Below are 14704 nucleotides of genomic sequence, written 5' to 3'. Positions count from 1 at the left end.
CCCCACTATTACTGAAATTAAATAACCTGCTGCGATACCTGTAACTATAGGATAAATTATATAAGGAAGTTTAAAATTTACCATGCTATATGAAATATCAATTTATTACATAAATTGCAAATAATTTTTTACATATTATGTATATTTTTAATAAAATTGCAACAAAATTTTTCTCTTATGTCCGCAAATGATAATGACATTTTTTTAATACAATTCAAAAAGAATATGATATTGTCCTAAAAAGTTCTAAATTATAATTGTAATAAATAAGAAATATTTATAGATTATTTCTATTTACAGCAGATACCCTAAGTTATTTCATTATCTTTGCGACTTAATTTTATATGAACAATTTTTTTTGGAATGGTTTGTCAGCTATTTGTCTGAGCATAGCGAGTTATAGTGACAATGGAGAAAAAATTGAGAATGGTTATACAATTGGAGCATAAGGAATGAAATAACAAAATATTACTTTATGAGATTTGCGGCGGCGAGACAGATACATATTTTATTCTCTATAACTTATTCTCAGTAATAAAAATTACTAACTTATCAAGACATTATCAAAAAGAATATGACAGAAATACATTAATATTAAAGAAACTGTGAAACAAAACTGGCAGAGTAAGTGTTTTATATGTATCATATAAATATCCCAAAAATAAAGATGGAATGAATACCATAAGGTTAAACAATGCAAAATCATTTAACAGCAAATGGATAAATGTAAATATCAGCGATGATATAAAACTGCCAAATGAAATATGTAGAAAATTACAAGATTTGAAAAAATTATTTATCTTGTCTTGAACTAATCCCCTGAAAATAAACTCTTCAAATAAAGGCACAGCAAATAAAAAAAGGATAATATTATATAAAGAGATATTAGATATACCACAAAGAAAAATACAGCATATAAAATATACTGATACAGCAGTAAAGACTATTATTGGAAATATATTTTTTTCATATACTAATATGTATAGCTCAATAATTACAAAAATTAAATGATTTATTGATTTTTTTAATGATTTATGATATTTTCTGATAAATTTAATAGATGAAAGAGGTTGTTAAATATGAAAAAAAGAAGAATGCATCCAGGGTTTACACTGATTGAGCTTATGGTTGTTCTTGTTATTTTAGGGCTTTTAGCTACTTTTATTGGTCCAAAAATTATGAGTGCACCAGATAAAGCAAGAGTTACAAAAGCAATAAATGACATTAAAGCCTTAGAAAGCGGCTTAAATATGTATAAACTTGATAACGGCAACTATCCTACTACTGACCAGGGGTTACTGGCACTTGTTGAAAAACCTGAATTAGAACCTGTGCCAAATAACTGGAGCCCGGGCGGATACCTTTCAACATCTACTGTTCCAAAAGACCCATGGGGCAACGACTATATATACAGAAGCCCTACTGAAGATGAAAATAGAGATTATGAAATTATATCGTTTGGAGCTGATGGTCAGGAAGGTGGTGAAAATTATAATGCAGATATTGCATCATATACGATAGGACAGTAATTTAAATATATGAGGGAAAGCTGTAAAAATTATACTTTCCCTTTGTTTTTCATCTATGTATAAAATAGGAAAATATAAAAAAGCATTTACTTTAATGGAAATAATGATAGTTATGCTTATTATAGGCATAGGTCTTATGAGCTTAACTCCTAAATTTACATCAAAAAGTGTAGGAATAGACCCGCAGCTTGATTATATAGATAAACTTATAAAAGCAGAATGGGAACGCTCTATTGAGCTTGGTCAGCCTATTGTTATTACTGGGTTTAAAGGAAGTGCCAACTTATTAAACCATGATAAAGAAACTAAAACAATACCTGATATTAAAGAAGTAAAAGATGCTGTGATTAACCGCTATCAAACTCAGGGAAATGAATATGCAGTTAGAATATATCCTGATGGAATATGTGATTATTTTGAATTAACTCTTGATGACGGCAGAGTAATAGAATCTATGCCGCTGCTTATGACTACAAGATATAAAAAAACTGAGGAATAATGACGCAGAATAAATTAGAAAAAGGCTTTACTCTTTTAGAAGTAATGATTGCTCTTGCAGTGCTAAGCATTAGTATGCTTGGTATTTACTCTCTGCAAAATATGTCATTAAAAACACTAATTTCTGCAAAAGAAAAAATGTTTGTTATAGAAAGAGGATATGATAGAATAAGCCGCCAGATTAATTTTCCTAATAAAGCCTATGAAGATGTGGAAGATTATAATGGAACATTAGTTCACTATTCCTTTTTAAAAGAATCATCAGGTGTGCCTATGGTGCAGAAAATCACAATGACAGTCTCCACAAGCAGTGCAAGCACAACCTTTATTTATTATGAAAAAGCCTCAGGCGGCACAGGGTTTGGAATGTGATGAAAAAGGGCTTTACTCTTTTAGAGCTTCTAATTGCTGCAGCCATTTCTTCTATTGTTGCTCTTGGTGTATTTTCTATATTTTCATCTATTGCCAATATGCGAGACAGTGCTATTACCCAAAGCAGAAATATTATTTTGCAGGAATCATTTACAAGGCTTATAAATAGAGATGCAAGAATGATGATAGGAAACTCTTTATCTCTTGATAAATCTGGTCAGATTTACAGGCTTAAATTTTCCACACATAACAGTATGCGTTTTAATAAAGCACTGCCTGTTGATGTAACATATTATATAGATGATGAAAACTATCTTGTAAGAAAAGAAGAAAATAATGATACTGCTTTCAGTATGGAAATGCGTATTATACCAAATGTAACAGAATTTTCTGCCACTTTTTATAACGGCTCAGAATATAAAGAAGATGTTGTATCAAATGCTAAAATGCTGAATATTGCTTTAAAAATAAATGAACAGCAGATATTTATACCTGTTGCAAGAACAATGGATAATACTTAAATGAATAAAAATATGAAAAAAGGCTCTATTTTAGTTACTGTTTTAATTATTATAGCAGCCTGCACGACTTTAGTATTATTTATACATGAAAAAACAATGAATGCTTACGGCACAGTTATTTCTCTGCAAAATGATTATCAGGGTGCTGTATATGCTATGACAGCAGTTGAAGCCTTGGAAATGGCATTTAAATATGATGAAGAAACTTATGATTCATCATCTGATATTTGGGCACAAATTCCACCTATACCCCTTGATAATGGGTTTATGACTGTTTATATAAAGCCGCTTAATGCAAAAGTGCCGCTGGCAGGGCTTGTTTCAAGTGATGAAAAGTTAAAAGAAAGGACAGAAAATGCTGTTACAACCCTATTATCAGAGCTGGAATTAACGGAATCAAATATTTATGATTTAAAGATATGGGCAGGCTCATCTGACCCAACAGGTGAGCGTTTTGATTTAAACAGTGCACCATACAGTGCAAAATCATCACAGCTGCAGACTTTGGCTGAGCTTGCATATATTCCATCATTTAAAGATGAATATAAAAAACTAATGCCTTATGTTTCAATTGCAGGAGATAATAATAAAATAAATTTAAATATGGCTTCTGTTGAAGTAATAAAAGCATTCGTTCCAGAGCTTGAGCCTTATGTGGAAGATATTATTTCCACAAGAGAAACAGAGCCTTTTAAAGATATTTCTGCAATATATCAGTTAATGGGTTCAGCTATGCAGGATGAATATAGTAAAATTTTGCCATACATTGATGTAAAATCTTCTTTATTTTATATTAAACTTGAATTAAATATAGGATATGATAATATTTACTATCATCTGCTTGTTCAAAGAAAAGGCACAAATGTTTCCCCTGTTAAATATATTGAGGGAAATAATATAGAATATTTTTAATTTTGGAGTATTATTTTGAGTAATTCTGAAAATAACTATTACTTAAAAGACGGGTTACTTTACAAACTGACTGGTGCAGCAATGTATCGGGTAAGCAGTGAAGATGTAATAGATGACAGCAGTAAATCTGCCCTTTTAATAGATGATTCGTATTTTTTTTATATTGGCATGGAAAATATATCTACAAGTGCTAAAAAACTACATGCCATTGCAGCAAACTACCTGAATGTGCTTTTCCCTGCTGATATGATAAAAGAATATGGAGTATTCCAGCATTCAGGAAAAACCATAATATATGTTGTTAATCATACATTAATGGATATAATATCTGAAAATACTGAAGTGTTTACTGGATTTAAAAAAATATCTACACCATTTTTAGAGCAGTGTATAAAATATAATGAGTTTATTTTTTCAGACGGCAGTAAAAAATACAGACTTTCTGAAAATATAGTATCTCTTATTGAAGATAAAGATGCAGACTGTATTACTGCAAAAGATTTATTTGAAACAATGCAGACTGTAAAATATTCTATATCACTTCCCGGTATAGTAAGAAAATCTGCAATGAAACTGCCGCTTGCTGCTCCTGCTGCTGTGCTTGCTGTTGTGTTTATTGTTATGATTATAGGAAGTATCAGCGAAATATCTGCATACAATAGAATAAATAAATATTATGAAGATGCATTATTAAAAATATATAATAATTTAGGGGTTGCTTCATCTAAAGACCCTTATGGCTCACTTTTGCAGCAGTCTAAATCTGTAACTTCGGCAGGAACAAGCGAAAGAATATTAACAATATTAAATAACTTAAATGATGCAGGTATTGATGGTGTTATGTTTGATAATATTAATATTCGTGATGATGATATTAAAGTATCAGGCTCCGCAGCAAGCTTTGCTCAGGTTGATGAAATAAAAAAAATTATGGAAAATAAATTACAGTCTGCTGTAAATGTAGATGATACAAAAAAGACAAAAGATGGTATTTCTTTTACAATGAAATATACTAAAACTCAAAGGTAATATATGGATAAATTAAAAGAGATTTTTCATAAGATAAAAACTACTGAAATAAAGTTTAAAAAGCCAGATTTTATAGCTCATAAAGAAAAAACATCAGCAAAAAATATTTCTGAAGAAACACTATTAAGAAAATTCAGACTGCAAAATTTGAAAAATATTTCATGGCAGGATATAAAAAATTTTGATATTCAAAGATTTTATGCACACTATAAACAGCAAATATTAACTTCATTTGTTGTAGTTATGGGTATATTTTTTCTGTTTTACTGGACAAATGCTTTTCTTAATTCAAAAATAGAAGCAGCAAAAACAAAAACTGAAAACACATATAAAAAACTTGAAAAAGCAGCTAATATGGCAGGTCAGATTCAGTTTGCAAAATCAACAGGTATAAATGCTATGACACAGACTATACTTGTGTATGTGCAAAATACAGGCTCTGCTCTTGGAATATCTGATAAAATAGTTAATTTAAGACCTGTTAGTGCATCAAAAGGCATTGAACATGTTACTTTAAGGCTTGAAAACTTATACTATGATGAATTTATTAAATTTATTGCTGATATTGAAAAATATGACAATTTAAGCATAAAAGTTATTAACTTTAATAAAAGATATGACAACCCTAAAATGATTGATTCTTCTATTGAAATAGTAAAAATGTAATCACTTTGATTTATAAGGAATTAAATAATGACTAAAAAACAAATTATATTTTCTATAACAGCTTTTTTTGCAGCACTGATAATAACTTTAATAGCAGCATTTCCACTTAATGCAGTTGCTTCAAAGATTATAGAAGATACTACAGCAAAAAATAGAATTGATTTAAGATATGATAAAATTAATGTTACATTCTTTGGTGCAGCTGCATCCAATATCCAAACAGGGAACCTTGTAATTAAAAATATAGAGCTTGATTATAACCCAGTTGGGCTTTTATTTAAAAGAATTACATTTAAAGCAGATTCCCCTGCATTTATGCTTACAGGCAGACTTAAAGGCAGCAGCCTTAATGCAGATATTAAAGCATCTGTTTCAGGGATTGCCCAGATTACAGGTATTACAGGAAGCGGCACTGTTAACGGTAAAATAGAATATAATATTAAAGATGAAAAAGGCATTGTTAATCTTGAAAGTCCTAATAAAGTGTCAGTTAACCACCCATTAATGTCAGTATCAGTTGATTCTTTGAATGGACAGGCTGATATTAATAAAAATAAACTTACTATAAAAAACTTATCAGCAAAAGGTGTAAATTCATTAAATGTAACAGGCTATATTGATTTAAATAAACAGAAAATAGATACATCTATATTAAATATAAATGGTGAAGCATCTATGGGCAGTTATCCGTTAAAATTTGCTTTAACAGGACCTGCCCGTGCTCCAAAATTTTCCATAAAATAAAGAGGTATAATTATGATAAATGTTAAAGAAAAACTTATATTAATAACTGGAGCTACTTCTGGTATAGGCAGGGCATGTGCAGAAATATATGCACAAAACGGTGCAAATATTATTATTACAGGCAGGCGTAATGACAGGCTTGAAAAAATACAAAAAGAGCTTGAAGATAAATATAATGTAAAAGTTATCCCATACTGCTTTGATGTAAGAAACAGAAAACTTGTAGCAGAGTTTGGACAGGAGCTTAAAAATAATAATTTAACACCTTATATTTTCATAAATAATGCAGGACTTGCAAAAGGAATATCTGCATTGCAGGATGGAAATATAGATGACTGGGAAGAAATGATAGATACAAACATTAAAGGCTTTTTATATACTGCAAGAGCTGTGCTGCCTTTAATGATTAAAAAAAATACAGGGACAGTTATAAATCTCGGAAGTGTTGCAGGCAGTCAGGTATATCCGGGTGGTAATGTTTATAATGCAACAAAACATGCTGTAAGAGCATTAAATCAGGCAATGAATATGGACTTGCTTAAAACAAATATAAGAATATCTACTATTGAGCCGGGAGCTGTTGAAACAGAATTCTCACTTGTCCGCTTTAATGGGGATAAAGAAAAAGCAGACAATGTATATAAAGGTTTTCTGCCACTCACAGCTTCAGATATTGCCGATATTATTTACTTTATGACTACTCTGCCTGAGCATGTAAATATACAAAATCTTCTTGTAACTCCAACAGCACAAAGGTCTGCAACACTTTTTAACAGAAATTTATAAAGTTTAATAATATTAATACTTTTAATTTATATTATTATTTTAAAAGTGTGCTGAATTTACAAAAATTTTATGAAGCAGTTATTTTTGAGCCTGCTTTTATAGGCGAAAAATCTGAATCATCTATATTGCAGCAGTGTAAGATATATTTAAAGTATCTGTCTTTTAGATACTTTGCCTTTCAGTCTCAGTATGACCTAATGTTGTGAACTTTGGACTTATCCAAAATTTTTAGACTAAGCCACTAAATAAATTTCTTTTCTCTGTAACAATGTAAGTCTATACAGTTTTCACACTATAAGTCATTTTGAGCCTGATTTTTAAAGGCGAAAAATCTGAATTATATATATTGCAGTAGTGTAAGATATATTTAAAGTATCTGTCTTTTAATAGCTGAAATGATTAAACTGCAATAAGTATCTACCTGTTATATAATTTAAGAAAATATAAATAATACAGTTTTAATCAATATTAAAAGATAAAAGTTTTAATAGATTATTCGCTCCGCTCATAATGACAAATGCCTTATCACTCTCAGTATGACCTAATGTTGTGAACTTTGGACTTATCCAAAATTTTTGGACTAAGCCACTAAATAAATTTCTTTTCTCTGTAACAATGTAAGTCTATACAGTTTTCACACCATAAGTCATTTTGAGCCTGATTTTTAAAGGCGAAAAATCTGAATTATATATATTGCAGTAGTGTAAGATATATTTAAAGTATCTGTCTTTTAATAGCTGAAATGATTAAACTGCAATAAGTATCTACCTGTTATATAATTTAAGAAAATATAAATAATACAGTTCTAATCAATATTAAAAGATAAAAGTTTTAATGGATTATTCGCTCCGCTCATAATGACAAATGCCTTATCACTCTCAGTATGACCTAATGTTATAAACTTTGGACTTATCCAAAATTTTTAGACTAAGCCACTAAATAAATTTCTTTTCTCTGTAACAATGTAAGTCTATACAGTTTTCACACCATAAGTCATTTTGAGCCTGATTTTTAAAGGCGAAAAATCTGAATTACCTATATTGCAGTAGTGTAAGATATATTTAAAGTATCTGTCTTTTAGATACTTTGCCTTTCAGTCTCAGTATGACCTAATGTTGTGAACTTTGGACTTATCCAAAATTTTTAGACTAAGCCACTAAATAAATTTCTTTTCTCTGTAACAATGTAAGTCTATACAGTTTTCACACCATAAGTCATTTTGAGCCTGATTTTTAAAGGCGAAAAATCTAAATTACATATATTGCAATAGTGTATAATATATTTAATTATCTGTTTTTTGATAGGTAAAATGATTAAACTGCAATAAGTATCTAACTGTTTTACAATTTAAAAAAATATAAATAATACAGATTTAATCAATATTAAAAGATAAAAGTCTTAATAGATTATTCGCTCCGCTCATAATGACAAATGCTGCATATTAATGCTGTATATTAATAATATCTGATACTGTTAGACTGATTAAATTTAATGATGCACTTCTTTATAGTATATACTTGAATACATTTTTCAAACAATGATGTATAAACTAAAAAGATAAATATAAATTATAAAAAAAGAGCTGTCTATTACAATATAGACAGCTCTTATATCTTTAAGCTTTGGCGGCAATTTGTTAATCAATAATAAAAAATCAATCCTAGATTTTTTATTTATCCTTTGGTCGAAATGAATTCTTCCGCAGTCACTAAAGAATGCACTTCCTGTGCATTTTTAGGCCGCCTTTAAAGCATAAAAAAGAGCTGTCTATTATAATATAGACAGCTCTTATATCTTTAAGCTTTGGCGGCGGCCTATTCTCCCAAGTGTTATCTTCACTAAGTACATTTGGCGATGGGACCCTTCACTGCTGTGTTCGGTATGGGAACAGGTGTTACTTTCCCTCTATGACCACCAAAGCAGATTTAATTTATTATTCCAACCAATATTCATTTAAATAAGAATTAAGTAAAAGGAGTATAGAGTAACAACCACTTTATAGGTATAAAAGTCAAGCCCTCGACTTATTAGTATTGGTCAGCTCAATGCCTCACGACACTTACACCTCCAACCTATCAACCATGTAGTCTACATGGAGTCTTACGAACTTATGTTCTGAGAAATCTTATCTTGAAGCCGGCTTCCCGCTTAGATGCTTTCAGCGGTTATCCGTTCCGAACGTGGCTACTGGACTATGCTCTTGGGGAACAATCCACACACCAGAGGTCCGTTCACCCCGGTCCTCTCGTACTAGGGGCAAACCTTCTCAAATTTCTTACGACCACAGCGGATAAGGACCGAACTGTCTCACGACGTTCTGAACCCAGCTCGCGTACCACTTTAATCGGCGAACAGCCGAACCCTTGGGACCTGCTACAGCCCCAGGATGTGATGAGCCGACATCGAGGTGCCAAACCTCCTCGTCGATGTGAACTCTTGGAGGAGATCAGCCTGTTATCCCCGGAGTACCTTTTATCCGTTGAGCGATGACCCTTCCACTTGGAATCACCGGATCACTAAAGCCTTGTTTCCAACCTGCTCGACCCGTCAGTCTCACAGTTAAGCGCCCTTATGCTTTTGCACTCGACAGTTGGTGTCCAACCAACCTGAGGGCACCTTCGCGCGCCTCCGTTACTCTTTAGGAGGCGACCGCCCCAGTCAAACTACCCGCCTGGCAATGTCCCTCCGCTTACAAAGCGGCCAGGTTAGATAGTCAGCACACAAAGGGTGGTATTTCAAGGGCAACTCCACACATGCTGGCGCACACGCTTCTATGTTTCCCACCTATCCTACACATTATGTACCAAATATCACTGCCAAGTTATAGTAAAGGTTCACGGGGTCTTTCCGTCCCGCTGCGGTTAAGCGGCATTTTCACCGCTGCTGCAATTTCGCTGAGTATTCACTTGAGACAGCGCCCAGATCGTTACGCCATTCGTGCAGGTCAGAACTTACCTGACAAGGAATTTCGCTACCTTAGGACCGTTATAGTTACGGCCGCCGTTTACTGGGGCTTCAATTCTGAGCTCGCACCCATCCTATTAACCTTCCAGCACCGGGCAGGCGTCACACCCTATACTTCTTCTTACGAATTTGCAGAGTGCTATGTTTTTGTTAAACAGTCGCCTGGGCCTCTCATCTGCAACTCTTTTCTGCTCCTCTAGTAAATAGATTCACATACTCAGAGCCTACCTTATCCCGAAGTTACGGTAGTAATTTGCCGAGTTCCTTAAGTGAACTTATCTCATACGCCTTAGGATTCTCTCCTCACCTACCTGTGTCGGTTTGCGGTACGGTCAACATAATATCTACTTAGAGGTTTTTCTCGGAAGCGTGGTATCAATGACTTCGCTGGGGTTAACCAGCTCGTGCTCGTATCTCGGGTCATTAACTGTGCGGATTTGCCTGCACAGTCTGCCTACATACTTAAACAGACTAATCCATAAATCTGCTCACCTAACCTTCTCCGTCACCCCATCGTTAAACGATTTATGCCGGTACAGGAATATTGACCTGTTTCCCATCAACTACCCCTTTCGGACTCGTCTTAGGGACCGACTAACCCACCGCGGATTACCCTGCCGGTGGAAACCTTAGGTTTACGGCGAACGGGTTTCTCACCCGTTTTATCGCTACTCATGCCTACATTCTCTCTTCTGTACGCTCCACTAAACCTTACGGTTCGGCTTCTCCGCTGAACAGAATGCTCCCCTACCACTGTATAATAATCTTACACAGTCCGTAGCTTCGGTAATACACTTAGCCCCGTTATATCTTCGGCGCAGAAACGCTAGACCAGTGAGCTGTTACGCTTTCTTTAAAGGATGGCTGCTTCTAAGCCAACCTCCTGGCTGTTTCTCCATTTCCACATCCTTTACCACTTAGTGTATATTTAGGGACCTTAGCTGACGGTCCGGGCTCTTACCCTCTCGACCACGGATCTTCTCACCCGTAGTCTCACTGCTGATATATTCTCTTCCGTATTCGGAGTTTGTATGGGTTCGGTAAGCGGTATGCCCCCTAGCCCAAACAGTGCTCTACCCCAGAAAATTAAATATCAACGCTGCACCTCAATGCATTTCGGGGAGAACCAGCTATCACCAGCCTTGATTGGTCTTTCGCCCCTATCCACAGGTCATCCAAATGGTTTTCAACCCAAACTGGTTCGGTCCTCCACAGCGTCTTACCGCTGCTTCAACCTGCCCATGGATAGATCGACTGGCTTCGGGTCTAACGCATGCAACTAATTCGCCCTATTCAGACTCGGTTTCCCTCCGGCTTCACCTATCGGCTTAACCTCGCTGCATACGATAACTCGTAGGCTCATTATGCAAAAGGCACGCCGTCACATATTAACATATGCTCCGACCGCTTGTAGGCACATAGTTTCAGGTTCTATTTCACTCCCTTAACAAGGGTTCTTTTCACCTTTCCCTCACGGTACTCGTTCACTATTGGTCGATGACTAGTATTTAGCCTTAGAGGGTGGTCCCTCCTGATTCCTGCAGGACCTCACGTTTCCCGCAGTACTCGGGTACAGATTTAATCTCTTGACCATTTCGATTACGGGGCTCTAACCCTCTATGGCCGGCCTTCCCATGCCGTTCTTCTATAGTCGCAAGTATTATAACACCTGCCCCACAACCCCAGCCTTATGACTGGTTTAGGCTCTTCCGTTTTCGCTCACCGCTACTCACGGAATCGAGTTTTCTTTCTTTTCCTTCAGGTACTGAGATGTTTCACTTCCCTGAGTTCGCTCCCTTACGGGTAGTGGAGGGTCGCTCCACTGGGTTGCCCCATTCGGATATCCACGACTGTAACGCCTGTTAACAGCTTATCGTGGCTTTTCGCAGTTTGCCGCGTCCTTCTTCGCCTGTCATCGCCTAGGCATCCTCTATGCGCCCTTAGTAGCTTGACCTAAATTGCAGTTCTCTCTATACTCCTCTCACTTAATTCTTATTCTTATGTCAATCATTACTTCATTCCATAAATGATGGAAACACATTCCATCAAAAAAATGAAATGTATTTCTAATATCTATGGAGATAAGCGGGATCGAACCGCTGACCCCCTGCTTGCAAGGCAAGTGCTCTCCCAGCTGAGCTATATCCCCTCTTTATAAGTCATTTTAAACTCTTACATTTAAAACTTATTATTTTCTTTTCTAAAACAACAAACTAACATATTTTCTTCACTAATGGCTGAAAAAATCTTTCCAGACATCGCTCGCCTAATACTATGGGCCTAGATAGACTTGAACTATCGCCTACGCAGCAGGCATCCGCTCTAATCATCCTTCGCTATAGACCCCTTTTTATAATCTATTTTCATCATTACTGCGTTGATTTTTTCTCACTTGCTCATTTACCTTTATGTAAACTCTCTTCGCTCTAAAAAATCGCCTTGTCCTGATAAAAATATTCTTATAAATACGCCTAATACTATGGGCCTAGATAGACTTGAACTATCGACCTCACGCTTATCAGGCGTGCGCTCTAACCACCTGAGCTATAGGCCCTATCTTTTTAATCTATTTATACTGTCTCTGTGTTGATAATTTAAACCCCTTGCTCATTTACTTATATGTAAACTCTCTGCGGTCTTTAAATTATCGCCTTGATACAGAATAAATATTATTAAAAATATTCTTACCTTTATGCCCTTATAGAGCTTATTAGTTTAATTTAAATATCTTTCATACTTTATTAAAAATATTTAAGATAAACTAACTCAATTACTGGGGGATATTAATCCCCCATATTGTTTAGGTTAATATCGTGACAGACTTGCTTACTTTCCTTAGAAAGGAGGTGATCCAGCCACACCTTCCGGTACGGCTACCTTGTTACGACTTCACCCCAGTTACCAATCTCGCCATAGACGGCTCCCCCATTACTGATAGGCCACCGGCTTCAGGCGCGACCGACTCCCGTGGTGTGACGGGCGGTGTGTACAAGGCCCGGGAACGTATTCACCGCAGCTTTGCTGATCTGCGATTACTAGCGATTCCGACTTCATGCAGTCGAGTTGCAGACTGCAATCTGAACTGAGACATAATTTATGAGATTCGCTTATCCTTGCGGAGATGCTTCCCTCTGATTATGCCATTGTAGCACGTGTGTAGCCCTGGACATAAGGGCCATGATGACTTGACGTCGTCCCCACCTTCCTCCAGCTTATCGCTGGCAGTCTCTCCAGAGTGCTCAGCTTCAACCGTTAGCAACTGGAAATAGGGGTTGCGCTCGTTGCGGGACTTAACCCAACACCTCACGGCACGAGCTGACGACAGCCATGCAGCACCTGTCTCACAGCTCCTGATAAATCAGGCACAGCATTATCTCTAACGCCTTCTGTGGATGTCAAACCCAGGTAAGGTTCTTCGGTTAGCATCGAATTAAACCACGTGCTCCACCGCTTGTGCGGGCCCCCGTCAATTCCTTTGAGTTTCATTCTTGCAAACGTACTCCCCAGGCGGGATGCTTATCGCGTTTGCTGCGGCACTGAACTTAAAAGCCCAACACCTAGCATCCATCGTTTACAGCGTGGACTACCAGGGTATCTAATCCTGTTTGCTACCCACGCTTTCGCACCTCAGCGTCAGTTTCCAGCCAGATTGCCGCCTTCGCTAACGGTATTCCTCCTGATATCTACGCATTTCACCGCTACACCAGGAATTCTGCAATCCTCTCTGATACTCTAGTATTATAGTATCACTAGCCTTACTAAAGTTGAGCTCTAGTCTTTGACTAATGACTTACAACACCGCCTACGTGCTCTTTACGCCCAGTCACTCCGAACAACGCTCGCCCCCTCCGTATTACCGCGGCTGCTGGCACGGAGTTAGCCGGGGCTGCTTATACAGGTACCGTCAATACATACACAGTTACTTATAGGCATTTTCTTCCCTGTCGAAAGAACTTTACGACCCGAAGGCCTTCGTCATTCACGCGGCGTCGCTGCGTCACTCTTACGAGCATTGCGCAAAATTCCCCACTGCTGCCTCCCGTAGGAGTCTGGGCCGTGTCTCAGTCCCAGTGTGGCCGGCCACCCTCTCAGGCCGGCTACCCATCGTCGCCTTGGTAGGCCATTACCCTACCAACTAGCTAATGGGACGCGAGTCCATCTTTCAGCGTCAGGTCTCCCCAACTTTTCCTATATAAACATGCACTTATATAACTCATCCGGCATTAGCTCACCTTTCGGTAAGTTGTTCCAGTCTAAAAGGCAGGTCACTCACGTGTTACTCACCCGTGCGCCGGTTTAATCATCCCCGAAGAGACTTTCTCCCTGACTTGCATGTGTTAAGCACGCCGCCAGCGTTCGTTCTGAGCCAGGATCAAACTCTCCATACAATTTATTGTATTCCAAAAAAATTCTTACCTAACTAATTACTTAAGCTGTCTATCACAATTTAACCTATTCTGTTGTCAATACATAATCCCTTAAATATAAACAGGGTCACATAACCTAATACTTTTTTTCATTATTGTCAAGAACTTTTTTAAATAAGTTACTCAAAACTTTATATAAAAATTCTTAAAACAATATTAAAGCCACATCTTTCTATATTAAACCAAGAATATCAGCAGCTTCTGTATCAAGGGAAAGTATATATAACAAAACTTTTTTATATTGTCAATATATTTT

General features: G+C 36.2%; 10 protein-coding genes, 2 tRNA genes and 3 rRNA genes. 9 read left to right on the top strand and 6 right to left on the bottom strand.

What is annotated here, in order from left to right; genetic code table 11:
• Nucleotides 1-563: 563 nt before the first annotated feature.
• Entirely contained in the window at nt 564-869 is a 306-nt protein-coding gene (locus tag N508_RS10990) for a CPBP family glutamic-type intramembrane protease (protein ID WP_350028806.1), read from the bottom strand.
• A gap of 210 nt (nt 870-1079) precedes the next feature.
• Here N508_RS10990 and gspG point away from each other — a divergent pair, with 210 nt between their 5' ends.
• Genes gspG through N508_RS09270 form a run of 9 tightly spaced genes read left to right on the top strand, consistent with a single transcriptional unit; the run spans nt 1080 to nt 7057 of the window.
• The gene (gene gspG, locus N508_RS09310) at nt 1080-1529 is read left to right on the top strand and encodes a type II secretion system major pseudopilin GspG (protein ID WP_023276806.1); all 450 of its coding nucleotides are present in this window, start codon (nt 1080-1082) and stop codon (nt 1527-1529) included.
• Nucleotides 1530-1584: 55 nt separating this feature from the next.
• Complete coding sequence (locus tag N508_RS09305; protein ID WP_023276805.1) at nt 1585-2028, top strand: type II secretion system protein; 444 nt, start codon at nt 1585-1587, stop codon at nt 2026-2028.
• A complete protein-coding gene (locus tag N508_RS09300; RefSeq protein WP_023276804.1) occupies nt 2028-2399 on the top strand; it encodes a type IV pilus modification PilV family protein in 372 nt (123 codons plus the stop codon). The genes N508_RS09305 and N508_RS09300 overlap by 1 nt, the downstream gene beginning before the upstream one ends.
• Nucleotides 2399-2920, top strand: a complete 522-nt coding sequence (locus N508_RS09295; protein ID WP_023276803.1) for a prepilin-type N-terminal cleavage/methylation domain-containing protein — start codon at nt 2399-2401, stop codon at nt 2918-2920. The genes N508_RS09300 and N508_RS09295 overlap by 1 nt, the downstream gene beginning before the upstream one ends.
• A complete protein-coding gene (locus N508_RS09290; RefSeq protein ID WP_023276802.1) occupies nt 2921-3832 on the top strand; it encodes a type II secretion system minor pseudopilin in 912 nt (303 codons plus the stop codon).
• Nucleotides 3833-3847: 15 nt separating this feature from the next.
• A complete protein-coding gene (locus tag N508_RS09285) occupies nt 3848-4861 on the top strand; it encodes a hypothetical protein (protein WP_023276801.1) in 1014 nt (337 codons plus the stop codon).
• Between the two features lie 3 nt (nt 4862-4864).
• On the top strand, nt 4865-5527 hold the full coding sequence (locus tag N508_RS09280; RefSeq protein WP_023276800.1) for a hypothetical protein: 663 nt from the start codon (nt 4865-4867) through the stop codon (nt 5525-5527).
• A gap of 27 nt (nt 5528-5554) precedes the next feature.
• On the top strand, nt 5555-6271 hold the full coding sequence (locus N508_RS09275) for a hypothetical protein (protein ID WP_023276799.1): 717 nt from the start codon (nt 5555-5557) through the stop codon (nt 6269-6271).
• Between the two features lie 12 nt (nt 6272-6283).
• The gene (locus tag N508_RS09270) at nt 6284-7057 is read left to right on the top strand and encodes an SDR family NAD(P)-dependent oxidoreductase (RefSeq protein WP_023276798.1); all 774 of its coding nucleotides are present in this window, start codon (nt 6284-6286) and stop codon (nt 7055-7057) included.
• A 1801-nt stretch (nt 7058-8858) separates the two neighbouring features.
• Here the strand turns inward: N508_RS09270 and rrf are convergent.
• From rrf to N508_RS09245, 5 genes are all read right to left on the bottom strand, one after another.
• Nucleotides 8859-8976, bottom strand: a 5S ribosomal RNA gene (gene rrf / locus N508_RS09265).
• Nucleotides 8977-9064: 88 nt separating this feature from the next.
• A 23S ribosomal RNA gene (locus tag N508_RS09260) occupies nt 9065-11975 on the bottom strand.
• A gap of 122 nt (nt 11976-12097) precedes the next feature.
• Nucleotides 12098-12170 (bottom strand) — tRNA-Ala (locus N508_RS09255).
• 331 nt (nt 12171-12501) lie between these two features.
• Nucleotides 12502-12575 (bottom strand) — tRNA-Ile (locus N508_RS09250).
• Nucleotides 12576-12860: 285 nt separating this feature from the next.
• A 16S ribosomal RNA gene (locus N508_RS09245) occupies nt 12861-14409 on the bottom strand.
• Together the 16S, 23S and 5S rRNA genes with 2 tRNA genes alongside form the textbook arrangement of a ribosomal RNA operon.
• Nucleotides 14410-14704 lie beyond the last annotated feature (295 nt).

Source organism: Mucispirillum schaedleri ASF457, assembly GCF_000487995.2.
Taxonomy (GTDB): domain Bacteria; phylum Chrysiogenota; class Deferribacteres; order Deferribacterales; family Mucispirillaceae; genus Mucispirillum; species Mucispirillum schaedleri.
Note: the sequence above shows the minus strand (reverse complement) of the source record. Positions and strands in the feature narration are given on the sequence as shown.